The organism is Sphingobacterium paramultivorum (assembly GCF_014109745.1).
Classification (GTDB): domain Bacteria; phylum Bacteroidota; class Bacteroidia; order Sphingobacteriales; family Sphingobacteriaceae; genus Sphingobacterium; species Sphingobacterium paramultivorum.
On sequence record NZ_CP058555.1, the window covers coordinates 5,764,612 to 5,791,516 of the forward strand.

Sequence of the window (26,905 nt, forward strand, 5' to 3'; positions counted from 1 at the left end):
GTAAAATAGCTCAATTAAAGTATAATTTAGTAAAATGAATAAAACTATCTCCCTGAGAAGTGGAGATTTGAATTGATTTTCAATAAATTTGGGGCTATCTTAAAGCCTTTAATGGCAGAGAGGCTTTCGATAAATTTGCTTTGAAATGCGAATTTATCACGGTTTGGAGGGAGATTCATTTACATTTGCAGATAAATAACATATTAAGGTTTCACATATTATGTATAAGAAGATTTACCAGGTGGGAGTTGCATTAACCGTTATGGCGACGCCAGCATTAGCGCAACAGACAGAATGGCAACAAATCAACAAGGCGTACAAAACAGGGATGGAATTGTATGAACGCGGAAAATTTAGTTCTGCTTCAGCCCAATTTGACCGTGTTGAAGCTTTGCGGACAAAATCCAACTTGCAATTGGACGAAACAGAGGAACTGTCTTTGTTGAAAGAGAACGTACGGTATTATCAAGCGGTTTGCGCACTGGAATTGGGCGAATCCGATGCCGAAAACCGTTTTCTGAAATACATTAAAGATTTCCCTGTCAGTGCAAATGCTAAAGCAGCTTATTTTCAAATCGGTAAATCCTATTATGCTAAAAAAGATTATGTTAAGGCCTTAGAGTGGTTTAACAAGATCGACAGCAAAAATTTAGCAGGTAAAGAAAATGTAGAATATCGCTTTAAATATGGATATGCTTCCTTTATGACAAAGGATTATAAAACGGCGAAACCATTATTTGAAGGATTGAAAGATCAGAAAACTGAATTTCAGGAAGCTTCAATCTATTATTACGCGTATCTTTCTTACTTAGACGCCGAGTATAAAACGGCGTTGAATGAATTTGAGCGCCTAAATGGATCTAAACAATTCGAAAATAGTTACCCTTATTATATTACTGCTTTGTATTTCTTGGATAAACGCTACGACGATGTGTTGGATTATGCGTTGCCAATTTTGTCGCGAACAAAACAAGAAAATGAAACAGAGATGTTCCGTATTATAGCGGCAACATACTTTATCAAAGGTGATTTAAAAACATCAAAAGAGTATTACGATAAATTCCAGGCACAAGACCAAGGTAAGACGCAGAATAATCAGGATAGCTACCAAATCGGTTACATCGCTTACAAATTGAAGGATTACGATAAAGCGATCACTGAATTGGAAAAAATGACTGATCCTGACGCATATTATCAATCTGCGATGATTACTCTAGGGGATGCTTTCTTGAAGAAAGGCAATAAGCAATCTGCGCGTAACGCATTTTTCCGTGCTTCGAAATTGGATTTTGATCCAGCAATGCAAGAAGAAGGCTTATTCAACTATGCTAAGCTTTCGTATGAATTGGAATTCCACCAAGTGGCTTTGGCTTCGACACAAGAATACCTGAAAACGTACCCAAAATCGAAACGCTTAGAGGAAGCAAAAACTTTGCTTGCTGAAGTATTGTTGAGTACAAAAAACTACCGTGAGGCAGTTGATATTTTGGAATCTATCCCTAAACGTGGAAAAGAAGCAAACGCAGCTTATCAAAAGGTGACCTACTATAGAGGTTTGGAGTATTATAATGAGCGTGCTTTTGAAAATGCAATTTCCCTATTCATGCGCTCTGAAGAGTTTCGCTATGACGAGGAAATTTACGCTTTAGCCACCTATTGGAAAGCGGAAGCAATGTACGAAGTGCGTAAATACGGTGAAGCGGTTACAAATTTCAATAAATTCCTACGCTTGCCGGGAGCTAGTAAAACTGATGTGTATGGGTATGCCAATTATGCGTTAGCCTATGCGGCTTTCCGTAATGGTAACTACAGCACGGCGGCAAATTACTTCGAGCGTTTCTTAGCGTCTGGTGGTTCGAAAGGAATAGAAATGAATACACGTAATGATGCAATTGCACGCTTAGGTGATTCTTATTTCTCTTCGAAAAACTACGGCAGAGCATTAACAGAATACAATAAGTTGATCTCTTCTAAAGCGCCTAGTCAGGATTACGCGTTATTCCAGCGTGGTATTATTCAAGGTTTACAAAGGGATAACAATGGTAAAATTTCAACATTGAATGCTGTTATTGCACAATTCCCGAGTTCTAATTATGCTGATGATATTGCGTTTGAGATTCCTTACACACGTTTCTTGATGGGAGAAAGTGATCAGGCAATTGCTGGCCTTCAAACAATGGTTGAAAAATATCCGCGCAGCAGTTATGTGCCACGTGCTTTGGTGACGATTGGTCTAGTTCAGTATAATCAAGATAACAATGATGCTGCATTGGCAACTTTCCAACGTGTAGTCGACCAATATGGATCAACAGATGAAGCAAGACAGGCCATGCGGTCAATTGAGAACATCTATTTGGACAAAGGCGATGCAACAGGGTATATCAAATATGCAACTGGAACAAACTTAGGGGATGCGTCGAAATCTGAACAAGACTCACGTTCATTCTCGACTGCCACAACCCTATTCTCGAGAGGAAATTACCAAGGGGCGGTGGAAGCTGTAAATGCGTATTTCGATAAATTCCCGAAACCAAATCAAGAGAAATATGCGCGTTTTGTTCGTGCTGAAAGTAACGCAGCTTTGGGCAATACAGAAGATGCACTACATGATTATAATATTATCTTGAATGACTGGACATCTCCTTATACGGAACGCACGTTGATTTCGGTGTCAAATTTGTATTTGAAACAAAAGAAATATAACGAAGCAACACAGTTGTTGAAAAAGCTGGAGCTTACTTCTGAATACAAGGCTAACTATGGTTTCGCAATAAATAACCTAATGGTCTCTTATTTCCAAATTGGGGATTATAAAGAAGCATTAAATTACACCAACGCTGTTAAGAATTACGAAAAATCTTCGGAAGAGGAGATCGCAAATGCATTCTTGTATGCCGGTAAATGCTATGTGAAGCAGAATAAGAAAACTGAGGCAATGAAAGAATTCAGTTTAGCTGCATTGAAGAGCCGTACAGTATACGGTGCCGAAGCAAAATACAATGTTGCGGTACTACAATTGGAAAATAAACAATACGATGCTTGTATCAAAACAGCAATGGATCTATCCGATAATTTCTCTTCGTACGAATATTGGGTGGCGAAAAGCTTTATTACCATGGCTGATGCTTATGCAGGTAAAGGAGATTCTTTCCAGGCGAAAGCTACACTTGAATCGATTGTGGATAACTATGATGCGAAAGATGATATTTTGCCAGCAGCAAAAGAACGTCTAAATAAATTGAACAACAAAAAGAAATAGGATACAATGAAGAAGTTGCAAAATAGAAACGTGAAGAAATATACTTTAGCAGCGCTTTTGATGGGCGTGGGATTGAATTCTTTTGCACAGGAAACAGGCAAGAAGAATGATCCTGAGAAACCGGTCACTATCGATTCTTTTGATGTTGTTCGTGATTACAAGCCAATTCTTGCGGATGCTGTGAAAATCCGCCGTAGTCCAGATATGACCAATAAAAGGGAATACCAGCCCAAATTGTCCTACAACAATATTTTGGACAAGAAATTGGATATTAATACCGGTTTGAAACAATTGAATGTACAGGAGATTCCTTTTGCACAACCTTTTGAACATAGTAGCAACTATGTCAAATTTGGTATCGGTAACTATAACAGTATATTGGGGGAGGCTTATTTAGCTTCTGAACAGTTTGAAAACACACGGTTTGGTTTATTTGCGAAACATTTGAGCCAAAAGGGTAATATTGACGGACAAAAGTTCAGTACACAGGATATCGGTATCTTTGGTCGCCGTGTATTGGATGCGGTAACCGTTAAAGGTACCATCGGATACAATCGTTATGGCACAAACTTCTATGGCCAGACTTTTGATCAATCGGGAACAACCTTGTTGAATACGACTCCGGATAAACAGACCTTTACAGATATCTATTTGAATGGAGAGCTATCAAGTAATGTGGATCCAAAAAATGAGCAAGCCTTAAGCTATTCCGCAAAAGTTGATGGTTATTTGTTTAAAGACGCTTATAAAGCCAAAGAAAATTCCATCGCATTATCCGGTTATTTGAACAAGCGCCTAAGTGCATTCAATGTTGGTGCGAATTTGAGCGTGACAATGAATAATGTGAAAGATAGTGCTGAGGTAAAAAATCATTTGGCGGTCATCAATCCATATATTCGTTTTAAGGGCGACAACTATAACGTAACCTTGGGTGCGAATTTAACTTCTGAATTTGGCGATAGCTCAAGATTCAATATTTTCCCATCCGTAGAGGCTGATTTTGCTTTGGCACCTGAATATATCTCTTTGTTTGCCGGAATTAATGGGGGAGTGAAACAAGCTTCTTTCCGTAGTTTCGCTAAAGAAAATCCGTATTTGGCTCCGAACGCTAAAATGATAAACTCGATTGAGAAAATGAATGTTTATGCGGGTTTAAAAGGAAATGCTGGCGCAACATTTGGTTATAAAGTAAAGGTATTCTACAAACAGATTGAGGGATTGCCTTTATTTAAAAATAGTGCATTTGGCGATAGTCAAAATGGTTATGTTCCTTGGGCTTTTGATGTCGTTTATGATGGCGTGATCAATAAAGCTAAACATATGGGATTGGAAGGAGAAATCAATGTACGTCTTTCACAACTGGTTAATCTGGGTGGAAAAGTGTATATAGACGATTATAAATTGAGTGATGAGGAAGAAGCATGGGGATTGCCAAAATTCCGTATGCAGGCTAATGCACGCTTCAATATTTCCGATAAATTTTTCGTAGATGCTGAACTTTCTACACAAGGAAACACCTATGCGTATATTTATGATTATAACGCAGATGGCAGTCGTGTTGACAACAGTGGACATAAGGCAACAATAGCTTCGTTTGCTGATCTTAATGCAGGCGCAGAGTACCGAATCAAAAAGCAATTTGGTATTTTTGTCAAAGCAAATAATATCTTCGGAAAAGAATACGAACGTTATATGTATTACCCAAGATTGGGCTTTAATGTAATTGGTGGTCTTAATTATTCGTTTTAACGAATTAAGATTATAAATTTGCATCTTAAAATAGTGCGCGATGAATCTAGGCAAAAACATCAATAGTTTATTAAAACGTTATGCGGAAGTATACGTGCCCGGAATAGGTGTGTTCAAACGAATTCATTCTCCGGCTCAGTTCGATAAACAGAATAATGTGTTTTTGCCCCCGATTTCTTATGTTGAGCTGGACTATTCTGCTCAACATGGATTTAATATTGTTCATTATATCCAACAACAGGAAAACTTGGGCCTCAATCAGGCGCAACAGATCTTATCGGAGGCTGTTGATAACCTAAGAGCTGATTTAGGTCAGTTTGGACAGGCTAAACTCGATGATCTTGGCTTATTGATTAGTTATGGTGCAAGTTTAGTCTTCAAACCCTTGGACTTGTCGGGATTCGATTTCCAGCCGGTTACAAATCTTGTTGCACCAGAGATTGAAACAGTTGTTTCTTCTTTGGAAGAAGCCAAAGAAGAAGAACTTACGACCTTAGCTGTTGCAGAAGACCCTGTTGTAGAAGAAGATCCGATGGTGGAAGCCGATCATAACGTGGAGCCTGCCGAGGAGTCTTTGCCGGATACGGCAGATCAAGACGAAACGATCGAGGTTGAAGAGGTCAAAGAAGAAGTGGAATCTGCAGATCAACCGCTTGTGGTAACGGGTCTAGTAGCAGAGGAGCTTTCTCCGGAGACACAACCGACAAGTGATCGTACCGATCTTGAAGTTGAAGAATCGTCGATAAAGAAAGAGGAAACTGAGCTGTCTGAACTTGTAGATGCACCTGTAATAACTGATAGCCATCTATCTGCACCTCAAGAAGAAAACACTTCAAAAAGAGAAATCGGTGCTATTGCGTCGGCTAACGCTAATTCAACATACGCCCCAAATATCTATGAGGAAGAGCCGCGTAATTCAAATGCGATCTGGTATTGGATGACTGGAATTATTGTGCTGGCAATGGTTGCTGTTGCGGTCGTTTACACCAATCCTGCGTTGAAGGATTCATTATTTGGGTCGACCAAACCTGTTGTAAAAGCGGCAGATACCCTTATTCAACAAAAGCCGATCATACCTGCCGATACATTGTCCAATAAGTTGCAAGCCGATAGTTTGAAGAAAGTTGATTCATTGGCTAATCGCACTGTGACAGATTCTGTTAAAAAGACAACAACTGTACCAGCAACCAATGCGGCTTCAAAACCTCCGGTTTTGGAAGCAAATCCTGTGATCAAAGAGTCTATTCCTGTTGCTCAACCCAGATATCAATTGGTAATAGGTTCTGCAAAGACAATGGCACAAGCAGAGCAGGAAGCCAAGCGCCTTCGGGAAATGGGCTACAAAACAGCACGTGCTGTAGAGGGAAAGTTTAAAAAAAATAGAAAGAAAATCATCTTAAACACCTACATGACAAAATCGGAGGCAGACCTCGCTAAGAAATCTGTAGAGAAAAAGATTGAAGGTGCTTGGGTAGAAACATTATAGAAACTATATAAAACTGTTAATAATTATGTCATTAGTACAAGATACAGCACGGGCTGCTGTGGATTCGTTTAATCAAGCTGCACAACAACCATTACCTGCTGCTGCGCCTACAGAAAACATGAGTTTGATCGATATGATGATCAAAGGGGGATGGATCATGGTTCCAATCCTACTGTTGTTCTTTATTGGATTGGTTATCTTTTTTGAGCGTTATTTGACCATTCGTCGTGCCGCAAAATATGATAACAGCTTAATGTCGCAAGTAAAAGCAAATGTTTTGTCCGGAAACCTGGATTCGGCATTAGCTGTAGTTCGTTCAAGTAACTCAGCTTTGGGACGTATGTTGCAAAAAGGCTTATTGCGTGTCGGCAGACCGATTAAAGATATTGAAGGAGCGATCGAAAACGTGGGTAAATTGGAAGTTGCCAAGTTAGAAAAGAATATCAATATTTTGGGTATTATTGCTGGTATTGCCCCGATGCTTGGTTTCGTAGGTACGATCTTTGGAGTAATTAAGATTTTCCACGACGTGGAATTAGCTGGTGGTATTGATATTGCTTCTGTATCTGGGGGTCTATATGTAAAAATGGTGTCTTCTGCATCAGGTCTTGCGGTGGGTATCTTAGCTTATTTGGGCTACCATATCTTGAATATGATGGTGGAGCGATTGATTTTACGTATGGAAACGGATGCAGTAGAATTTATTGATTTATTGGATGAACCCGGAAGATAATGAACTTACGAAGTAGAAAAAATAAACCATCTGCGGAAGTACATACTTCAGCGCTGAATGACATCATGTTTTTCTTGATGTTGTTCTTCCTGTTGGCTTCTGCAGTTTCTAATCCGCAAGTGGTGAAGCTATTGTTACCAAAGTCAAGTGCGGGAGAACAATCTGTTGCTAAAAAGACCGTCACGGTATCGATTACAAAAGATTTGGGCTATTTTATTGACAAAACTCCAGTGCCCATTGAAGGATTGGAAGCTGCAATTCAATCGCAAATGGCTGCGGGTGAGGAAGTGACAATTATGCTCTATGTCGATAATACAGTTCCCATTCAAAATGTTATTTCTGTAATGGATGTAGCTAATCGATTGAAGATTAAAGTGGTATTGGCAACAGAACCAAAAAAAGATAAATAGGAACAATTAAACTTTTTTTAAGTTTATTGGTCAGCTATTAATATAGGAGATTAATGCGATGAGATATCACCTTCAACATGAAGAAAATAATTTCCCCAAAGCATTGGGGATATCGACTTTGGTCATGGCATCGTTGCTCTTGATTGGATTTTTTGTTGTTTTTAAAGCTCAGGCACCTGATGAATATGGAATGGGGGGAATGATCGTCAATTACGGTACTTCACCTGAGGGAATGGGAGATGACTATATGAGTGTTGAGGAACCATCGGTGGATCCCAACGCCAATAATGAACGGCCCGACCGTATTGATCCTGTTGAAACACCTACCCCAACTCCAACGCAGCAAGTTGCGGAGAAAGCGGTTGTCACACAGGATTTAGAAGATGCCCCTGCGGTAACAAAAACTGAAAAGAAGGTCGTTTCAAAAGCACCGGAAACAACCAAAGCTGTAAAAGAAGTGGCACCACAGGCCAATGCCAAAGCGCTTTTTAAAGGCAATAAAAATAACGGTACTGGGGCTGGTGATGGTACAGGGACAACTCCTGGAAATCAGGGTTCCAAACTGGGTGATCCTTTAGCAAGTAACTACGGCGAAGGTGGATCTGGAAACGGTAACATGATGTTGTCTATTGAAAACCGAAGTTTTACGCAACGGCCAAGTATCGACGATAATGGACAGCAAGCAGGAAAGGTTGCTGTGGAGTTTAGAGTGAACAAGCAAGGGGTTATCACCTATGCGCGTGCTGGTGTAAAAGGAACGACGATTACCGATCCATCCTTGTTGGAGAAATGTGAGCGTGCTGTACGTGGCGCTAGGCTAAACCAATTGCCAAATGCTCCTGACTCCCAAACAGGACGGATTGTATTCAATTTTAGATTAAGATAAAAATCATTCACATGAATGCTTATAATGAGGCAATCGAGTATCTGTATACTCGATTGCCTATGTTTACAAGGGATGGCACCTCTGCCTTCAAAAAAGACCTTGACAATACCATCAAACTTTGCGCTGCTTTGGATAACCCACAGCGAAAATTCAAAACATTACATATTGCCGGTACAAACGGAAAAGGATCCACCTCCCATATGTTGGCCGCTATTTTGGCCGAAGCAGGATATAAAACAGGCCTCTATACTTCACCACATTTACTGGATTTCAGAGAACGTATTCGTGTCAATGGTCAGTTATGTGAGAAAGAATTTGTTGTTGATTTTGTCAATACCCATCGCGAGCTGATAGAAGAAGTCAGTCCATCGTTTTTCGAAATTACTGTAGCGATGGCTTTTGATTATTTCGAGAAGAATAAGGTTGATATCGCTGTCATTGAAGTCGGCCTTGGCGGACGTTTGGACAGCACCAATATTATTCAGCCTTTGCTGTCCGTAATTACCAATATCGGTTTTGATCACATGAATCTTCTTGGTAATACACTGGTGGAAATTGCTGGCGAAAAAGCGGGAATTATCAAGAGAAATACACCTGTCGTTATTTCGGAATATGCTGAAGAGACAGCAGCTGTGTTTTTAAATAAAGCAGCGATCGAGCATGCACCGATCCAATTCGCTTCCGACAAGTATGAGACGAAAATGCTGGGCGTGGACCAAGATTATTTGACGGTACAAGCGACGGATACTGCAGGTCATTCAGCAGACTATCAACTGGATTTAAAAGGCTCCTATCAGGTCAAGAATCTTGCTGGCGTCCTGTTAGCTGTGGATGAGTTACGTCAACTGGGCTTTGAGATCAGTGATCAACATGTGCATCAAGCGCTAAAAAATGTGCAGGCAACCACAGGAATTCAAGGCCGATGGCAACAATTGTCTAAGGATCCATTTATCATCTGTGATACGGGGCACAATGAGGACGGAATTCATGAAGTGCTCAAAAATCTGGCTACAACGGCTTATGATAAATTGCACTTTGTGATAGGTGCTATGCGCGATAAGGATTTATCACATATGTTGCCTTATCTGCCCAAGGATGCAAGCTACTATTTCTCTGCTCCGGATATGCCGCGTGCAATGCCATCCGAGGAGCTGCGGAAAGAAGCTATGGAATTTGGTCTAACGGGGCTTGATTATCCATCGGTAGGAGCTGCGTTTGATGCAGCAAAAGAAGCGTATCAACAAGGGAACCTTATTTTTGTTGGCGGAAGCAATTTTGTTGTTGCGGAAGTGCTTGCTAGTTTGACGCAGGAATAAGAAAATCACCGTTGCTCGCAAATAAATCTGCGGGAGAAATTCATAGAAACCGATCACAAAAAAGGGAGCTGCGTGGAGTGCAGCTCCCTTTTTTGTGATTTTGTGCCTGGTCATTAGTCATTAATCGTCAATTCACCACGGATATCCTTTTCAATCCAATAGGCGACCTCTTTTTGATCTTCTAACTCACCTTGAAGATACATTAATTTGGTTACTGCCGCTTCGAATGTAAGGTCGTAGCCATTGAGCACGCCGATGGATTTAAGTCCTTGTGAAGTCTCATAGCGACCTAATTCAACAGACCCTACTTTACATTGCGAAATGTTGAGGATATTTTTACCCTGTTCAATTGCTTCCTTCAATAGATCCAGAAACCAAGTGTCGGTGGTTGTATTGCCCGATCCGAATGTTTCCATAACAATGGAGCGGACATCGGAATCTAGGACTGCTTTGATTGTTTGCGCAGAGATCCCCGGAAATAATTTCAATACGGCTACCCTATTGTCCAGTTTGGTATGTAGGATAAATTCTTTATCAATATTATTTAATAAAGCATCTGTATTATATTTGAGGTGAATACCTGCTTCAACCAATACGGGATAGTTTGGCGATCTAAAAGCCTCAAATTTGGCCGAATTATATTTAAATGAGCGATTGCCACGGAATAATTTATTGTCGAAAAGAATGCATACTTCTTGGATAATGGAGATACCATCCTGCTTCGCAGAGGCTATTTCCAACGCTGTCATCATATTTTCCCGGGCATCCGTTCGAATTTCCCCAATAGGCAATTGGGAGCCTGATAATATGACCGGTTTTTGGAGCCCTTCCAACATAAAGCTCAATACTGAGGCCGTAAAAGCCATTGTATCGGAACCATGTAGAATAACAAAACCGTCGTAATCTGCATAGTTATCCTTAATAATTTGTGCCATTTCAATCCAGATCTCAGGTTTCATGTTGGATGAATCGATAATGGGTTCGAAAGAGTGCACGGTCAGCTTATAGTCTAAGCGACTTAAATCAGGGAGATTACGTTTGATCAATTCAAAGTCGAAAGGAACGAATGTTCCTGTTTCATCTTTAACCATTCCAATGGTCCCACCTGTGTAGATAATAAAGATATTATGCATTGAGTTTTGAAATTATATACCAAATATACGTTTTGAATTTTCTGTTGTGATTTCGGCTACCTTTTCGATGGAGATCTGGTGAAGGTCAGCTACCTTTTGTGCGACGTAAACCAAATAGCTACTTTCATTTTCTTTACCGCGAAAGGGGACAGGAGCCAGATAAGGTGCATCTGTCTCCAGAACAATATGTTTTAAATCGATTTCTTTGACCACCTGATCTAAGCCCGCTTTTTTAAAGGTGACGACTCCGCCAATACCAAGAGCAAAACCTAAATCGATAGCCTGGTGGGCTTGCTCCAGGGAACCGGTAAAGCAGTGCAGAACGCCAAATAATTTGTCGTCGTGAAGTTCTTCTAATAATTCGAACAGTTCAGTGAAGGCTTCCCGGCAGTGGATATCGATCGGTAAATTTAATTCCTTAGCCCATTGAACCTGAGTTCGAAAAGCATCTTTTTGAATTTCAAGCGTGCTTTTATCCCAATAAAGATCCAGCCCGATCTCACCTATGGCATGGACTTTGTGTGTTTCCAAGCTCTTTCGGATGGTTTCTAACTCTTCCACATAGTTTTCCTTTACATCGCAGGGATGTAATCCAAGCATCGGAAAACAATGTTCTGGATAAGCTGCTACGGTATCAAATACAGGTTTTATGGAAGCGCTATTCACATTCGGCAAAAAAAGGCGTTGTATGCCATTATCGAAGCAACGTTGTAGATGTTCTTGCAGTTTTTCGGTTCCTGCATGGTAATAAATGTGTGTATGTGTATCTGTAAGCAACATAGTTTTCTGCGTGGAGGCAGCGGGTTAGGGTAAAAACTTGTTTTTATTATTATCGAATAAAGTGGTAGACTTAATTACCAAAATTTCAATTCGATCTCCAAAGATAACTTATTAATTAGCAAAAATGAAAATTAATACAGGATTCCTTCTACAGAAACGAATTCCTTTTTTTGTATCTTGGAAAAGCTAACAGGTGGAGGTCAGTCCTTCATGTCATGAATGCATAAGTGACGATTGTTATTGGCCGTTGAAAAGATACGTTTAATTAAAAAGAGTCAGAAGTCAAACATACCGTACGATTTACTGTTAAACAGATAAAAGAGGCGGTTGTTGTCCTATTTTTATAAGAATAAATGAATCATATGATGAATAAGAGGTTATGCCTGGGTTTATTGACTTTGGCGTCGGTTATGTTTTTAAACAAACTACATGCGCAATCATTGATTGACCCTTCGGTAAAAGATATTATTCAAAAAGCCTTTCAGACAAATAAAGAATTGAAATTGAAGGCTTACGAAGTCGATAAAGCACGTCTGGAAGCCGATGGAGTAAAAGCAAACCGGCTGCCACATGTCTCGGCACTCGGGCTATACGGTTATGTACATAGCAATGGGAGTATTGATATTCCTACAGTTAATATCCCTTTATTGAACTTAGGCTTGTTTGAAGGAGCAACAGGATTTAGTATGCATGGGCAAGCTGCCTATGCGGGGGTGTCTGTAAAGCAGATTATCTTTTCGGGATTGCAGATTCCGAATGGAATAAAAGCATTGCAAGAAAAAGCTGTGGCTCAACAATATTTAGAATCGGCCGGTCGAGAGACACTTTCAAAGGATATTATTGCTTCTTTTGATCAGCTGATGTTGTTGGATGAGGTGGATAAATTGATTGTCGATTCTGAAAAGCGATTAAAAAAAGAACAGGAAAAGGTGAATAAAGCGATTCAAAATGGCCTTGCAATACCTTATGATAGAGATAAATTGAAATTGGCCTTGCTGGAGCTGGAAGAGAAAAAGGTAGAGGTTTCTGGCAATCGGGATTTGTTGTGTCAAAAGATCGAACAAGAAACAGGGGTATCTTTTCAGGAGGTTGGCGGAATTCATTATGGACTTAAACCTATATTTTTGTCGGATCTTCCACGTGATGTCGAACAAAGATCCGAATTGAAAGCACTAGATGCTTCCTCAAAAGCGTATGAGTACCTGTATAAAAAAGAAAAGGGGGGAGCTCTTCCTGCTGTCTTTGCCTTTGGATCCGCAAACTATCTGAATGTATTCAACTCCAAACTCACGGTGAAAGACCAACCGCTATTTGGTACGGTCAACTTACCGCTTAATTCTATCAAGGGGAGTCCCAATCTAATGGTTGGTGTAGGGGTTAAATGGGATCTCTATACGGGCGGAGAGCATCATAACAAGATAAAGCAAGTTAAACTCGATCAAAATATCAATACGACCAAAAGGGAAGATACACAGGAAAAATTAAATCTATTATTGAGCAAGAATACAGTTACCTATACAACTGGGAACCAAAAATTGAAAGTGGGGGAACAGCAGTTGAAGGTTGCCGAGAATAATCTTTCTATGGCTGTTAAACAGTATCAAGCCGGATTAATAGATGTTACGGAGTTATTGGCCGCTGAAAACGATTGGTACAAAGTTAATTTGGGTTATTTTAACAATGTTTTGCAGCAACGTACTGCTGCAGTTGAATTACTACATACATCAGGAAAATTATTACAAACTATACATGAGTAACATGAAGAATTTATATGGGATATTATCCCTGTCTATTTTTGTTTCTTGTACAAATCAAGTGAAAGAGAAGCCTATTGAAGGGAAGGTGGAGCGAGAGCAAGTGACGGTTGTGACAAAGGTTCCGGGGAAAATTGCGAAGCTTCTGGTTGAAGAAGGTGACTTTGTGCATGCGGGGGATACCTTGGCTATTTTGAGTATTCCCGAGGTAGATGCTAAAGAAGAGCAGGCAAAGGGAGCGCTGCAGTCTGCTGATGCACAATATAACATGGCAGTCAAAGGTGCTACGAAAGGGCAACTCGTACAATTGCAGGCGAAGGTAGATGGACTTAAGGAACAATATGAATTTGCGAAAAAATCAATAGGTAGGCTGGATGCCCTTTTGCAGGACAGCCTGATTCCGCAGCAAAAGTACGACGAGACCTACGCTAAATTTCAGGGGGCTAAAAATCAGTATCTTGCAGCACAGGCTGAATTAGCTGAAGCAAAGGGTGGGGCTAGGCAAGAACAGCAGATTATGGCTTTGGGACAGAAAGAGCGTGCGCTCGGGGCGGTATCTGAAGTCAATGTTGCTGCACAGGAGAAATATGTCATTGCTCCACAGGACATGAGTGTGGAAACGATTAATCTGAAAGTCGGTGAATTGGCGATGGCAGGCTATCCGATTATCAATGGTTTCCTCGATCGATCGACCTATTTTAGATTCACATTGCCCGAAAATAAAATGGGAAAACTTCAAAAAGGAGAGGCTGTTGAGGTTGAAATTCCTTATTTGAATCACAAAAAGGTTAAAGCAAAGGTGATTAGTATTAAAGCCTTAAATTCGTACGCAAGCATTGCCTCAGCTTATCCTGATTTCGATCCGCAACAGGCCGTGTTTGAATTGAAAATTGTTCCTGAAGATGTTGCCGGTAGCAAAGATTTGTTAACAAAAACGCTTGTGGTTCTCCATGCGAATTAAAGAGCTTGACTGTGAAAAAATTTTTAGAATTGATCCAACGGGAGTTTAAGCTCTTCTTCAATAATAAAGTGCTATTGATGCTTTTTCTAGGTGCACCTGTATTGTATGGTGTATTGGTGGGGCATGTTTATCAACAAGGTAAGGTAACTCAGATGCCGGTCATTGTGGTTGATGAGGATAATAGCCCCTTAAGCAGTTCATTTATTGATATGCTTTCAGATAATGAGAGTATTGAAGTTGCCCGTGTATTACCCTCCTTATTTGATTCAAAAGATATTGCCATGCAATATGAGGCAACAACGATTGTACATATTCCCAAGGGTTTTGCATCCGGAGTACAACAAGGTCGTTTGCCCGAAATGACTGTTTTTGTAGACGGTGCCAATACATTGACCTCCAATACCGCCATGATGGCTGTCAATGTGTGTGCCTCGACGTTGAAAGCGGGCATACAGATTCAGGCGCAAATGAAACGTGGTGTTCCGGCAAAGATCGCTGCACAGCAGTACGAACCATTTAAGACAACTTTTGTTAAGCAGAATATTCGAAGTGGAAATTACCTGTATTTTATGCTACCGGGAGTTCTAATTACTGTGCTGCAACAGGTCTTGCTCTTAGGCTTGGCTTTGTCTTTTTCCTCAGAATTTGAAGGCAATACCTTTCCGGAACTTGTACGTAAAATCGGTAATCCTATCGGACTGATTCTTGTTAAGATATTACCATATGTTTTGATGTCTGTCGGTATCCTGGTTTTATATTGGGGTTTTGGTCAATATTACCGTATGCCTTTACAGGCCGAATTTGGTCGCTTTGTACTGTGCACTTTCGTCTTTTTGCTCGCCGTGTGTTTTATAGGTGCACTCGTCAGTATTCTACTGCCTTCGCAGTTGAAATCGACGGAAGTCCTTATGGTAATTGCGACGCCAGCATTTATCTTGAGTGGCTTTACCTGGCCTTCGAGTCTAATGCCAGGCTGGGTGCAGGCAATAGCAAATGTAATCCCATCGACCCATTATCTGCGAATTTTTAGGTTAATGTTTATTCAGCATGCTGAAAATTACCATACCGATAAGGCGCTGATCGCATTGACCATCATCATGATTATCAGTTTTATATTGGCGGTAATAATACTATGGCTGAAAATACGGAAGATCAAAAAAGAAGATAAGAAGATTAGCGTATAGTGAATAAAAATACGAACAACAAAAAAGCGGTTTCATCGAGATGAAACCGCTTTTTTGTTAACTGAAATTTACAGTCGAATTATTTTTTTGCTGCAGGAGCTTTAGTTGCAGGAGCTGTTGCCGCTGGAGCAGTAGTTCCAGTAGGCGCTACCATGCCTGGAGTTGTTGCTGTAGGAGCAGGAACTTTTCCAGGTTTGATATCCAATACTTCTACTTCAAATACTAAAGGAGCATATGGAGGGATAACACCTGAAGGGCGATCGCCATAAGCCAAAGATGAAGGAATGACTAAAGTTGCTTTTGTACCTTTGTTAAACAATTGGAAAGCCTCAGTCCATCCAGGGATCACACCATCAACACCTAATTGGAATTTTAATGCTTCATAAGGACGTTGAGGGTTGAAAATTTTCTCTTTTTTAGCTACATCTGGAAGGTTTGTATCAAATACTTTTCCTGTAGTTAATGATCCTACATAGTTCACGTGAATAGAATCACCTACTTTTGCATTTGCTCCTGTTCCAGGTTTAGTAACTACATATTGAAGACCTGAAGCTGTTTTTGTTGTTTTCAAGTTTTTATCCTTGATGTATTTTTCAAGTTTAGCTGGTTCAGCTGCCTTGTGTTTGTTCAATTCTTCTTCAAAATATTTCTGAACTTGTTCACCTAATTGTTGGTCTGTTAACTTTCCTTTTTTGAAGTGTTTTTTGACCTTGATCGAATAAACAATAAACTTATCTGCGAATTCTGGTTTTGGTTGATGCGTTTTAGCAGCCATAGAATCCAAATTGATTTTGAATACCAAGCTATCGCCTTCACCTACGTATTTGAATAAACCAGTAGGGTCACCTGGATTTTTTGCGATGATACTATCTGGATATAATTGAACGATTTGAGGGACTCCCATGTCATACGTACTTTGCATTGTAGAATCTCTGTCCGTTTTCACAACCATGTCAAGTGCTAATAAATCGCCTGATACTGCTTTTTCTTTTGCATTATCATCCACGATTTTATACTCAAGACCACCTTCAGCCTTTTTGAATTTTTGGCATGACGTCATCAAAAGACCGGCAGCCGCGAAAAATAGAATTGCTTTCTTCATTTTCTAATGTATGTTACGATATCTTATTTTGTTAATATTTCTTTATAATTTGGTAAAACCGATTTGAATTTTGCTATCACTGCTTCGAGGCTTTCTTTCGAATTACCTCCTGAAGCGTTAAGATGCCCGCCTCCATTGAAATACAATTTACAGATCTCATTGCAAGGAACTTCTCCAATCGAACGCAAAGATAGTTTAATTTGTTCATTTCTGTCAATAATTAAAGCAGCCAATCGAATTCCTTTGATAGAAAGGGCATAATTGACTAATCCTTCGGTATCACCGGTGATTACTTCAAACTGAGTGAGATCCGCTTTGGTTACATGAATAATGGCGGTGTTATATTCATGGATAACCTCTAGACGATTCAATAGACAGAACCCTAAGAATTTCAGGCGGCTTTCTGACGAGCTATTGTAAATCTCTTCGTGAATAGCCCAGTTTTGTGCACCGCAATCAATGAGTGATGCAATGATGCGGTGAATTTCAGCAGTGGTAGAACGGAAGCGGAAAGAGCCCGTATCGGTCATAATACCGGTATATAAGCATGTCGCCATGTCAGCACTGATATGGTCTGGATCTTGCATCTCATGGACTAAGAAGCGATAGATCAATTGTGCAGTCGCTGCAGCAGATGGATCCCAAAATGCGTAATCTTCAAACCCTTCCGGATCTAAATGGTGATCAATCATGCATTTGATTCCTTTCGCTTGACGAATAGGTTCACCCATTTCGTGAATCCGGGCAAGGCCATTAAAATCTAAGCAGAAAATTAATTCAGCTGCGTCAATCTGTTGATTGTGCAGGTCAATATCCTGCGTATAAATTTGTACATTTTCTAAGCCAGGTAACCAATCCAAAAAGGCAGGAAAGTCTGACGGTACAATGAGATTTACGTGGTGTCCTTTCGCGGTCAACCAAAAATATAATCCTAAAGATGAACCCAATGCGTCCCCATCTGGTTTGTAGTGCGTTGTAATTACAATACGTTTTGGTTCAGCTAATAATTCTTTTAATTCTTCCGATTTCAGCATAGTCATATTAAGTCTGCAAACCTACTATAAAAAAATTAAATTAGACAAATTTTTTATAAAGATCTTTTAGCATCTTATAGCGTTTGGTTTTGATTTTAAAAAATTGATTTTCAGGTTTTTAAAACTTATATACATAGATCTTGAAATCCCGCTTCATGCAGATTAAATAATTGGCATTGTCGCCATAGTTAATCGGTCCATAATAGAACTTTGAAAAACCTTCTACAGGGAATCCCTCCTGAACCAGGCCATCAGATCCGAAGACATAAATCATGCGGTTGTCGGTTCCTACGCCGATGATATCAGATTTACCTATTCGTTTGAAAAACAAGGGTCTGTTACTGGCCTCTTCGATGAATTTATATTCAAAGTATGAAGACGAGTCTCTTGAACTGTAGGCATTCAGTTTGTTGTTGGCTAGAATAACAAAATCTCTGTCTGCTCCACCGCTAATGTCTTCAAAATTAAAGAAAGCATCTTTGCCCCAGTCACCCAGTTTTATTTTTTTTGTTTCGCCTTCGAAAGGAATTTTGAATACACTACCTTTATTGTTCGCCAAGTAAATGAAGGAGTTCTTTTCATCCGAGGCCGCAACTAAACCAATTGGATTTTTAACACTTTCTCCATCGGTATCCAATGTTTTTTTATGGATGACCTTACCATTTTGATCAAAGAAATAGACGGAAGCAGTGCTTGTCCCGGCAATAATATAATTTGTCTGTCCCAGGCTGGTTGTTTTTAGATCGAATAAAATTCGGCCATCCACGCTATTATTTTCAAAGCCATCCACTTTTTTGCCATCGAGGGTATACGCAAGAATTCGGTCTGTTGCCGGAATGTAAATACGTTGCTCCTTATTGAAGGTGGTGATTGTAGCCCCGTAAGTTGCCGAGTATGGAAGTTCAACGGAGAAGCCAGTCCTGTTTTTACCATCGGGCATAAAGCGATATAAGCGGTTTTTCGTGACGGCGACAATACTGAGATCCTGTAACTGAATTGGCTCGCCCAAAATTTCCCCTTGGAAGAGGTTTTGCCAGAGTTCTTTCCCATCCGGCGAAAATGCATGTACCGTATGATCTTGTTCTTGAATCAGGATAAACTTGTTCTTCCCATCTTGATCGAAAATCCAAGGTTTATTGATAATTCGGTTATCCAGCTGGGCTGTCCATTCTGGTTTGCCGCCTAGTCTCGTATCACTCTTAAAGAGGGCATATAAACTGGACGAAAATGTGCCCTGATTGCCACTCAACTGATAAGACCAGGAATAGAAATTTTGAAATCCATATTCATCCTCATCTTTAAAGTTCTTTGCAAAATCAGCTTTTAAGTTATCCAGAATATTGCTTTTACCAGCTTTAGGTTCTAAATAGAAAGTCACGTTACTGCGGCTATTCTGCAATGCTGCATGATTTTTGAAAATAGCCGTTCCGGAAAGAAATTGCTTTTCCCGGAAAGATTCACGATAGTCTCTCAAGATGCCCGTCCGTGTAGCTACCACCATAATGTTGTCTACAATGGTGAAATATGGTCGGGTAAAGCTTTTGAATGGCTCACCAAATAGCGCATGTAAGAGATTAGAATATTTAAATTGATAGATTGAATCACCTACAGACGAACTGAATTTCTTAAGATTATCAGCAAACTGCGTTGAATCCGAAATGCTGATCAAACCTATTGCATCCTGATTATCCAATTCCGCGAGCGCAAATTCATCGTTGAAAATTGGCGCGATGATACTGTCAAATGATACTTTGCTGTCTTCTTCAAAGTTCTTTATACTTTTAGCCAATCGACCGTCTTCTTTTTGCTGTACCAACAAGGCTTTCAGTCCGCTTCGAAAACTATGGGGATCTGAAATACTAAAGTCTATATAAGATGCAGCATTTTTAGGAAGATAATTCCCCAGAGCTTGCACTTGAGCCGTCTGCGTTGCAAATAACTGTAGGTAGCTATTTTTGCTCGCCGTGAGATCTGTTTCACCCTTAAAAATAAAAGCATCCTTTTTGAAATTCATGTTCCAGGACGTTTGGCCCTTCAGCGAATCGATTAAGTTGAGATAAGTGCCAAATTTGGATTTCATCAATATTCGAGCAATTTGCGACAATTGTTCATTGAAAAAATAGAGACTAAGTGGCGTGTTTTTATTGTTATGGTTTACGAAGAACTCGATTTGTTTGGTACTTATTTTCTTAACCTGTTTATCAAAGATCTGGGAAAGTACCTGTTTGGAGTAGCTGGCGAAAATGATTTCGTGGGAATAAGCGCAATAAAGTGTACTATCCTTGCTGCCTTGATTAAGCCCATAAAATCGTTGCCCTAAGGTGTCAAAAGGTTGTATTTTGTAGTTTTTACCGACGTTTTCAAGCACTGTTGCCAGTGAGTTATTATCAATGCTTTGACCAACCTGAACGCTGTATAGCGGAGTAATTTGGTCTTTTTCCTGGTGAAAAGAGAGTAATATTTGCTGCCCCGCTACAAGAGGCGCTAACTGTTCACTACGTAATAATTCGTCTTTAAGACGCTCCAAGTTACCAAAATTGCGTTGACCTATAATGGCTTTAAAGAGCTCATAGTCATTGAAGATCGTATCAACAGTCTGATCATTGGCAAAGGAGGCAATTGCTAATGTACTTTCAGGAAGATATTGTAAAGCTTTAGAATCTTGTTTATTGTTTTTATTGAAGTCTCCAAAAAGATAGATCGTGGCCGCGATGACCGCGATGAATAATATAACAGTGATGATGATTGTTTTTTTCATCCTTTTTATTTTTTTCAATGCCTGATAGGAACTCGAATAAATCGTCACTACCACGCTGGTCGATACGATTAAAAATCCAGTTTCATCAGAACAACTATTTATGAGGTACTTATTTTCTTGTCAGCAGATAAGTACACTAAACTTGTTTTTTTAATAGTGATGAAGCCATCATGCGGCAGATGTTTATCAAGGATATACAAATCTTGCACCTCGTTCAAGATTTCGGTGAGCTGCACGATGCTCATGATGATTCATACGTAAAACAAACCTAATAAAAATATATGGGAAGAGATAGAAAATCGTTCCTATAATGCGCCTTTGTAATATAAATTTAACAAAAAATTCCTTATTTTGCTCTGTTTTTAATACATTTATCGCTAGAAACTCATTTTCAGCATTCACTTTAACATAATGAATAAGAAAATCATTTTAGCCGCTTCGTTGTTGGGAGCATTAGCTGTAATATTAGGCGCCTTTGGTGCTCATGGTCTAGAAGGAAAGGTAAGTACATATCATATTGAAACTTGGAAAACTGCAAATCAGTATCATTTCTATCATACCTTCGCCCTGTTATTTTTATCTACTTTTTCGCGAGCAAAGACGTACTCCATTAAAGTATCATTTATAGCTTTCCTCATTGGTATACTTTTTTTCTCGGGATCGTTATATGTCTTAAGCGTGCGCGAAATAACCGGCTTTGGAAATCCGTCTATTTTAGGACCTATCACCCCTTTGGGAGGATTGTCGTTAATCGTTGGCTGGGTTGCTTTATTTATTGCTGCGCTAAAAAATAAATCGTAATCCTATTTAATTGCCTATGTTCATACGAAATCATATTCGTATCTAATCATAACGGAGCCTTCTTGAATAGATTTCAGGAAGGCTTTTTTAGGTTGCAATTGATTGACCTGTGATCTCTTGGTTTTTTCACTCCGATATCGCTTTTAGGCCGTATGGTTGTTGTCGGTTTTATGTATCTCCGGGGTCGCTTGAACTCTTTTCCTGGAGGTTTTTTTGTACTTTTATACCATAATTTGAATTTATGTCCAATCCACAATCTACGATTTTTAGTGAAAGAGATACGCTGTTTGTTGATGTGGTCCTACCACTAGCATTGGCAAGAACATATACCTATCGTATTCCGGTTGACTGGAATGATCGTGTGCAGGTCGGTGTACGTGTCATTGTGCAATTTGGGAAGAATAAGATCTATTCTGCGGTTGTGAAGTCAATTAGTCAGGAGGCACCAAAGCACTATGAAGCAAAGTATATTTTGGACATCATTGATGACAAACCCATTGTTAATTTGGCTCAATTTAAACTTTGGGATTGGCTAGCCGATTATTACATGTGTAGTTTGGGCGAAGTCATGCAGGCTGCGCTACCTTCGGCATTGAAGCTGGCCAGTGAGACCAAAGTCGTTTCATCGATTGCGGCAGATTTTGACCGTTCTACACTTTCAGATAAAGAGTATCTTATCATCGAGGCTTTGGAGGTGGCGGGAGAACTTAAAGTCAATGATATTGTGAAATTGCTGGGACAAAAAACAGTCTTCCCCATATTGAAGCAATTATTTGACAAAGGAATTGTTTTGATTTCTGAAGAGATTACAGAAAGATATAAACCCAAGACCAAAGCATTTTTACGTTTTGCGCCCGACTTTAGAAATGAAGATGCAAAAAGAGAATTGTTGGATAGCTTAAACCGTGCGCCAAAACAACAAGATGCGGTATTGGCATTTATGCAGCTGGTCAAAAAAACCGAGGAGATCACGCGGCCCATGTTGGCTGAGGCCTCGGGCTGTGGTAACGGTGCTATTACGGCTTTGATTGACAAAGGTGTTTTTGAAATAAAGGAAAAGGTTGTTTCCCGGTTCCAGGGGGAAGATATTGAACTGGATGCCAATTTTCAATTTAATGAAAACCAGCAAAGGGCCTATACTGAAATACAAGAGTCGTTTGAAGAGAAGGAAGTTACCCTGTTACATGGTGTTACTGCTTCGGGAAAAACACAGATTTATATACGACTTATCGAACAAGCAATCGCTGCGGGGAAATCAGCCCTCTATCTACTGCCTGAGATTGCGCTGACAGCACAGATTACGGCGCGTTTAAAGCTGCATTTCGGCGATAAATTGGGGGTGTACCACTCCAAGTTTAATGATAATGAACGTGCCGAGGTATGGCATAAAGTGATGAAAAATGAATTTCAGGTCGTGATTGGGGCCCGTTCTTCAGTTTTTCTGCCCTTTCAGGATTTAGGGATTATCATCGTTGATGAAGAGCATGAAAGCTCCTACAAACAGTTTGATCCAGCCCCACGTTACCATGCCCGCGATACGGCTATTTACCTCGGGTTTCTACATCAGACCAAAGTGTTATTGGGATCAGCGACGCCTTCTTTGGAAAGTTATTACAATGCCAAGGCTAAGAAGTATGGTTTTGTTGAACTGCTTGAGCGTTATGGCAACGCACAATTGCCAAGTATTGAGTTGGTGAATATTCCCGAAGAAGGAAGAAAAGAAAATATGTTTTCCTATTTTTCTGGCACCTTGTTAAAGGCAATTGAAGAAGCCGTAAAAAATAAAGAGCAGGTTATATTATTTCAAAATAGACGTGGGCACACGACAATGATCCAGTGTAATACCTGTGGATTCGTTGCAAAATGTGTCAATTGTGATGTCAGCTTAACCTATCACAAGAGTTCTAATATGATGCATTGCCACTATTGTGGTCATGTAGAGCCTCCACTTCGTGTTTGTCCGGCCTGTGGAATGCCGCATATCGAAAGTAAAGGGTTCGGTACAGAACGGGTAGAGGAAGAACTTGAAATCCTGATGCCCGAAATTCGCATCGGTCGGTTGGATCTGGATTCCACAAAAGGTAAATACGGTTTCGACAAAATTATCACGGCTTTTGATGAGCATGAATTTGATGTTCTTATTGGAACGCAAATGGTCGCTAAGGGGCTCGATTTCGGACGAGTAAGCCTCATCGGTGTTGTCAATGCAGATACAATCATTAACTTTCCGGATTTCCGTTCCTATGAACGATCTTTTTCGTTATTTTCCCAGGTAGCAGGACGCGCAGGTCGGCGTGAAGCCGGAGGAAAAGTGATCATCCAAAGCTACACCACGCATCATCGGGTGTTAGAACAGGTGGTCAATAACGATTATGAAGGCATGTTTATGACGGAAATTACAGAACGAAAAAACTATCTTTATCCTCCTTTCTACCGGCTTATTCGGATTGATATTAAACATACGGATTTTCAGAAATGTTATGATTCGGCCAATCGTTTTGCCTCGGCGCTGCGTCAACAATTGGGTGCAAGGGTATTGGGTCCGGAACCGCCTTTAGTTTCACGCGTGCGGAATAATTTTATCCAGACGATTACCTTGAAGATTGAACGCACAAATATTAGTATTGCAAAGGTCAAGGAATTGATCCGTTCGGTTCTCCTGGATTTTGAAATAGATAAAACCAATGCTGGTGTACGCGTTCAGGTCGATGTAGATCCATATTAGCGACAGCTATTACCCATATAGCTTTTAAAGACTTGCGTTTTAGGTAAAGTTAAACCATATGCGCTTATCGTTTTGTTCGGTCCCAAATTCAAGAGGTCAGCGTAGATTGGGCATAAGGACAGATGATTTGGAAAATAAAGCAAATTGACTTGAAAATGTGTACTGTGTTGGTATTGAATTATTTGTGATTAATTCTGCTTAATGTGCCTTTTAAAAGGTAAATTTGAAACATCATGGCGTACAAGTTTATTGATAATTATCGAGAGAAAGGTGCTCGTAAGAAATTGGTTGAACATCTTAAAAGCCGGGGGATTGCGGATCAGAAAGTATTAGATGCCATTGGCAAGGTACCACGACACTATTTTTTTGATGAAACATTTTGGAATCAGGCCTATCGGGATATTGCTTTTCCAATAGGTGACGGGCAAACAATTTCACAGCCGTATACCGTCGCCTATCAATCTGAACTGCTTCACGTCAAAAAAGGAGATAAAGTACTGGAAATTGGCACCGGATCCGGATACCAAACCTGTATCTTATTGGAACTTGGCGCAGAGGTGTATACCATCGAACGTCAGGAAAACCTATATCAACGAACCATTCAAGTGTTGCCTTACATGGGCTATAAACCGAATTTCTTTTTGGGCGATGGCTCCAAGGGAATTGAAGAGCACGCTCCTTATGACAAGATTATTGTAACTGCGGGTGCGCCATTCGTGCCAGAGGTTATGTTAAAGCAGCTGAAAATGGGCGGAATTTTTGTGATCCCTGTAGGAGACGAAAAATCGCAAAAGATGATGACGATCATTCGTGTGGGTGAAAATGATTTTGACCGTATCGAATTGGATACTTTTCGTTTTGTGCCTTTGGTGGGTGATCAGGCCTGGTAGGATATCCATTCAACCAGCTTAAACGACTTCCCCCAAGGTCTTTGAGCGACACCAAAACATCCATGATTAAATTGAAATGAACGTGAAAGAATAAATATTCACCTTATGAACCCAACTGCAATATTATATGACCAGAAGCATCGCGAAATCGCTTCAACTGTCCTCAAATTAAATAAACAAGTCAACACGCTCAGCTTGTCGCGGCTATTTGTGATACTCGGTGGCGGAGCGTTATTATTTTATACCTTTCAACTGGAAAGCCTTCCGTTGGTCTTTTTCTGTTTTTTTGCATTATTGTTCCTATTCGCCTATCTCGTGCGGAAGCAGAGCCAGCTAGAGCTTCAGAAGAACTATTTTGAAGCCTATCTGAAAGTTTTGGCAAATGAACAGGCCCTGGCAGACGGAAAATTAAATATGTATGATCATGGCCAGCATTTTGAAAATGGAGCTCATCCTTATAGCTCCGATATGGATGTCTTTGGGACATACTCCTTATTTGCGCAGATAAATCGGGCAACTACCAAACAGGGAATTGATCTTTTGGCTTCTTGGCTTGATGCACCTCTCCAAAGCCATCAAATTCAACGCAATCAAGAAGCTTCCCAGGAACTTGAAAATGAATCGGAATGGATATGGGATTTTCAGGCAAAGCTTTTGGCAAATCTGAACCATAAATTGGATATCAAAGCATTTTTGATAAATTACTTTCAAGACCGAAATTTTCAGTTCGGAAATGCCTTCATGCGAGTCTATATCAAAGTAGGGCCTGTTTTATTTTTGGTCGCTTTAGCGGGCAGCTTTTTTGTGCCAAAATTGGCTGGGGTGGCAACATTGATTGGGCTATTTCATATTCTTTGGGCCTTGGCCAAAGCGGGAAGTGTTAGCATGTTCTCCTCTCGAATAGACAAGATAGGTGGCGTGCTGGGATCATATGCAGACGCAATTCAATCTATTGAAGACCACGCATGGAATTCTATTGCTATGCAGGAGATCGCGGGAGAGCTTAAACAAAACCAGGGTACAGAATCCATTTCCCTTGCCTTTAAAAAACTCGCTGGTCTTATTAACAATTTGGACGCCCGGAATAATGTCTTTGTCGGGATATTTCTAAACCTGTTTCTGCTTTGGGATTTTAGACAAGTATTGGCTATTGTTGACTGGAAGAATAAATACGAACACGAGATTCTAAATTCATTCGATACCTTAGCTAAGGTTGAGGCTGTAACTAGCCTTGCTATTTGGAAGAGAAACCATTCGTCGTACATTTATCCAGTAATTTTGGATAACCCATTGGAAAATAAGATTGAAGCGCAAGGGTTATATCACCCATTGATTCCAAGCAATCAGGTGGTGGCCAATGATTACAGTAGTATAGATCATCGTGTTGCTTTGGTGACAGGTTCAAATATGGCTGGAAAGAGTACGTTTCTGCGGACAGTAGGTATTAATGCAATTTTGGCATATGCCGGAGCTGCAGTTGCAGCGGCTTCTTTTCAGCTCCCGATTTATAAACTGATATCCTATATGCGAATCAAGGATAATCTGAATGAAAGTACGTCGACCTTTAAAGCTGAATTGAATAGGATGAAATTTATATTGGATACAGTTTCAGCACATAGCGATAGTTTTTTCCTAATCGATGAGATGCTTCGTGGGACAAATTCGGTCGACAAATATCTTGGCTCCCGTGCAATCATAAAGAAACTGGTTCGATTGGATGGTAAAGGTATGGTGGCTACACATGACTTACAGCTGTCCAGTTTACAAGAGGAATTTCCGGGAGATATCAAAAATTACCATTTTGACATTCGTGTCGACGAGGGTCAGATGCTGTTTGATTATAAGCTGAAGATAGGAGAATGTAAAATATTCAATGCTTCGCTTTTATTGAAAGGTATAGGAGTGGATATCGACGAAAATATGGAATAAAAATGACGCAACTGG

General features: G+C 40.1%; 19 protein-coding genes. 14 read left to right on the top strand and 5 right to left on the bottom strand.

All coding sequences use genetic code 11. From position 1 onward, the window contains the following. Positions 1 to 220: 220 nt before the first annotated feature. Genes HS960_RS23820 through HS960_RS23850 form a run of 7 tightly spaced genes read left to right on the top strand, consistent with a single transcriptional unit; the run spans position 221 to position 9,839 of the window. Entirely contained in the window at positions 221 to 3,259 is a 3,039-nt protein-coding gene (locus HS960_RS23820) for a tetratricopeptide repeat protein (protein WP_182330756.1), read from the top strand. A 6-nt stretch (positions 3,260 to 3,265) separates the two neighbouring features. Further along, positions 3,266 to 5,008, top strand: a complete 1,743-nt coding sequence (locus HS960_RS23825) for a porin family protein (protein ID WP_182330757.1) — start codon at positions 3,266 to 3,268, stop codon at positions 5,006 to 5,008. Between the two features lie 40 nt (positions 5,009 to 5,048). Beyond that, on the top strand, positions 5,049 to 6,494 hold the full coding sequence (locus HS960_RS23830) for an HU domain-containing protein (RefSeq protein ID WP_182330758.1): 1,446 nt from the start codon (positions 5,049 to 5,051) through the stop codon (positions 6,492 to 6,494). Between the two features lie 25 nt (positions 6,495 to 6,519). Then, on the top strand, positions 6,520 to 7,227 hold the full coding sequence (locus HS960_RS23835) for a MotA/TolQ/ExbB proton channel family protein (protein WP_046672749.1): 708 nt from the start codon (positions 6,520 to 6,522) through the stop codon (positions 7,225 to 7,227). Beyond that, positions 7,227 to 7,637 (top strand): ExbD/TolR family protein, encoded by a 411-nt coding sequence (locus HS960_RS23840; protein WP_046672748.1) that lies wholly within the window; start codon positions 7,227 to 7,229, stop codon positions 7,635 to 7,637. The genes HS960_RS23835 and HS960_RS23840 overlap by 1 nt, the downstream gene beginning before the upstream one ends. A gap of 58 nt (positions 7,638 to 7,695) precedes the next feature. Next, the gene (locus HS960_RS23845) at positions 7,696 to 8,523 is read left to right on the top strand and encodes an energy transducer TonB (RefSeq protein ID WP_075994214.1); all 828 of its coding nucleotides are present in this window, start codon (positions 7,696 to 7,698) and stop codon (positions 8,521 to 8,523) included. 11 nt (positions 8,524 to 8,534) lie between these two features. Continuing rightward, complete coding sequence (locus HS960_RS23850; protein WP_182330759.1) at positions 8,535 to 9,839, top strand: bifunctional folylpolyglutamate synthase/dihydrofolate synthase; 1,305 nt, start codon at positions 8,535 to 8,537, stop codon at positions 9,837 to 9,839. Between the two features lie 113 nt (positions 9,840 to 9,952). On the opposite strand, the gene HS960_RS23855 is transcribed toward HS960_RS23850, so the two are convergent. Further along, a complete protein-coding gene (locus HS960_RS23855; RefSeq protein WP_088162974.1) occupies positions 9,953 to 10,972 on the bottom strand; it encodes an asparaginase in 1,020 nt (339 codons plus the stop codon). 12 nt (positions 10,973 to 10,984) lie between these two features. Next, positions 10,985 to 11,752, bottom strand: a complete 768-nt coding sequence (locus tag HS960_RS23860) for a TatD family hydrolase (protein ID WP_159727203.1) — start codon at positions 11,750 to 11,752, stop codon at positions 10,985 to 10,987. A 362-nt stretch (positions 11,753 to 12,114) separates the two neighbouring features. Between HS960_RS23860 and HS960_RS23865 the strand changes: the two genes are divergently transcribed. The 3 genes from HS960_RS23865 to HS960_RS23875 are packed head-to-tail and all read left to right on the top strand — an operon-like array spanning position 12,115 to position 15,651. Continuing rightward, complete coding sequence (locus tag HS960_RS23865; protein ID WP_227550146.1) at positions 12,115 to 13,509, top strand: TolC family protein; 1,395 nt, start codon at positions 12,115 to 12,117, stop codon at positions 13,507 to 13,509. 1 nt (position 13,510) lies between these two features. Beyond that, positions 13,511 to 14,467, top strand: a complete 957-nt coding sequence (locus HS960_RS23870; protein WP_070561231.1) for an HlyD family secretion protein — start codon at positions 13,511 to 13,513, stop codon at positions 14,465 to 14,467. Positions 14,468 to 14,478: 11 nt separating this feature from the next. Then, positions 14,479 to 15,651 (top strand): ABC transporter permease, encoded by a 1,173-nt coding sequence (locus tag HS960_RS23875; RefSeq protein ID WP_182330760.1) that lies wholly within the window; start codon positions 14,479 to 14,481, stop codon positions 15,649 to 15,651. Positions 15,652 to 15,730: 79 nt separating this feature from the next. Here HS960_RS23875 and HS960_RS23880 read toward each other — a convergent pair whose 3' ends face one another. The 3 genes from HS960_RS23880 to HS960_RS23890 all read right to left on the bottom strand — a co-directional run bounded on the left by HS960_RS23880 (position 15,731) and on the right by HS960_RS23890 (position 20,545). After that, a complete protein-coding gene (locus HS960_RS23880) occupies positions 15,731 to 16,753 on the bottom strand; it encodes an FKBP-type peptidyl-prolyl cis-trans isomerase (protein WP_182330761.1) in 1,023 nt (340 codons plus the stop codon). 23 nt (positions 16,754 to 16,776) lie between these two features. Next, complete coding sequence (locus HS960_RS23885) at positions 16,777 to 17,787, bottom strand: DHH family phosphoesterase (protein WP_075994208.1); 1,011 nt, start codon at positions 17,785 to 17,787, stop codon at positions 16,777 to 16,779. Between the two features lie 118 nt (positions 17,788 to 17,905). Continuing rightward, positions 17,906 to 20,545, bottom strand: coding sequence for a hypothetical protein (locus HS960_RS23890; protein WP_182330762.1), 2,640 nt, complete (start codon positions 20,543 to 20,545; stop codon positions 17,906 to 17,908). Positions 20,546 to 20,956: 411 nt separating this feature from the next. On the opposite strand from HS960_RS23890, the gene HS960_RS23895 reads away from it, so the two are divergent. The 4 genes from HS960_RS23895 to HS960_RS23910 all read left to right on the top strand — a co-directional run bounded on the left by HS960_RS23895 (position 20,957) and on the right by HS960_RS23910 (position 26,890). Then, a complete protein-coding gene (locus HS960_RS23895) occupies positions 20,957 to 21,346 on the top strand; it encodes a DUF423 domain-containing protein (protein WP_046672738.1) in 390 nt (129 codons plus the stop codon). Positions 21,347 to 21,587: 241 nt separating this feature from the next. After that, the gene (gene priA, locus HS960_RS23900) at positions 21,588 to 24,071 is read left to right on the top strand and encodes a replication restart helicase PriA (protein WP_182330763.1); all 2,484 of its coding nucleotides are present in this window, start codon (positions 21,588 to 21,590) and stop codon (positions 24,069 to 24,071) included. A 233-nt stretch (positions 24,072 to 24,304) separates the two neighbouring features. Further along, positions 24,305 to 24,961, top strand: a complete 657-nt coding sequence (locus HS960_RS23905) for a protein-L-isoaspartate(D-aspartate) O-methyltransferase (protein WP_046672736.1) — start codon at positions 24,305 to 24,307, stop codon at positions 24,959 to 24,961. A gap of 105 nt (positions 24,962 to 25,066) precedes the next feature. Continuing rightward, on the top strand, positions 25,067 to 26,890 hold the full coding sequence (locus HS960_RS23910) for a MutS-related protein (RefSeq protein WP_182330764.1): 1,824 nt from the start codon (positions 25,067 to 25,069) through the stop codon (positions 26,888 to 26,890). Positions 26,891 to 26,905: the final 15 nt, after the last annotated feature.

Coding starts and splice junctions, on each gene's coding strand:
- HS960_RS23845 (WP_075994214.1), top strand. CDS start 7,696: ATGAGATATCACCTTCAACATGAAGAAAATAATTTCCCCAAAGCATTG.
- HS960_RS23850 (WP_182330759.1), top strand. CDS start 8,535: ATGAATGCTTATAATGAGGCAATCGAGTATCTGTATACTCGATTGCCT.
- HS960_RS23840 (WP_046672748.1), top strand. CDS start 7,227: ATGAACTTACGAAGTAGAAAAAATAAACCATCTGCGGAAGTACATACT.
- HS960_RS23890 (WP_182330762.1), bottom strand. CDS start 20,545: ATGAAAAAAACAATCATCATCACTGTTATATTATTCATCGCGGTCATC.
- HS960_RS23860 (WP_159727203.1), bottom strand. CDS start 11,752: ATGTTGCTTACAGATACACATACACACATTTATTACCATGCAGGAACC.
- HS960_RS23865 (WP_227550146.1), top strand. CDS start 12,115: ATGATGAATAAGAGGTTATGCCTGGGTTTATTGACTTTGGCGTCGGTT.
- HS960_RS23910 (WP_182330764.1), top strand. CDS start 25,067: ATGAACCCAACTGCAATATTATATGACCAGAAGCATCGCGAAATCGCT.
- HS960_RS23880 (WP_182330761.1), bottom strand. CDS start 16,753: ATGAAGAAAGCAATTCTATTTTTCGCGGCTGCCGGTCTTTTGATGACG.
- priA (WP_182330763.1), top strand. CDS start 21,588: ATGTCCAATCCACAATCTACGATTTTTAGTGAAAGAGATACGCTGTTT.
- HS960_RS23870 (WP_070561231.1), top strand. CDS start 13,511: ATGAAGAATTTATATGGGATATTATCCCTGTCTATTTTTGTTTCTTGT.
- HS960_RS23820 (WP_182330756.1), top strand. CDS start 221: ATGTATAAGAAGATTTACCAGGTGGGAGTTGCATTAACCGTTATGGCG.
- HS960_RS23830 (WP_182330758.1), top strand. CDS start 5,049: ATGAATCTAGGCAAAAACATCAATAGTTTATTAAAACGTTATGCGGAA.
- HS960_RS23885 (WP_075994208.1), bottom strand. CDS start 17,787: ATGCTGAAATCGGAAGAATTAAAAGAATTATTAGCTGAACCAAAACGT.
- HS960_RS23895 (WP_046672738.1), top strand. CDS start 20,957: ATGAATAAGAAAATCATTTTAGCCGCTTCGTTGTTGGGAGCATTAGCT.
- HS960_RS23905 (WP_046672736.1), top strand. CDS start 24,305: ATGGCGTACAAGTTTATTGATAATTATCGAGAGAAAGGTGCTCGTAAG.
- HS960_RS23835 (WP_046672749.1), top strand. CDS start 6,520: ATGTCATTAGTACAAGATACAGCACGGGCTGCTGTGGATTCGTTTAAT.
- HS960_RS23825 (WP_182330757.1), top strand. CDS start 3,266: ATGAAGAAGTTGCAAAATAGAAACGTGAAGAAATATACTTTAGCAGCG.
- HS960_RS23855 (WP_088162974.1), bottom strand. CDS start 10,972: ATGCATAATATCTTTATTATCTACACAGGTGGGACCATTGGAATGGTT.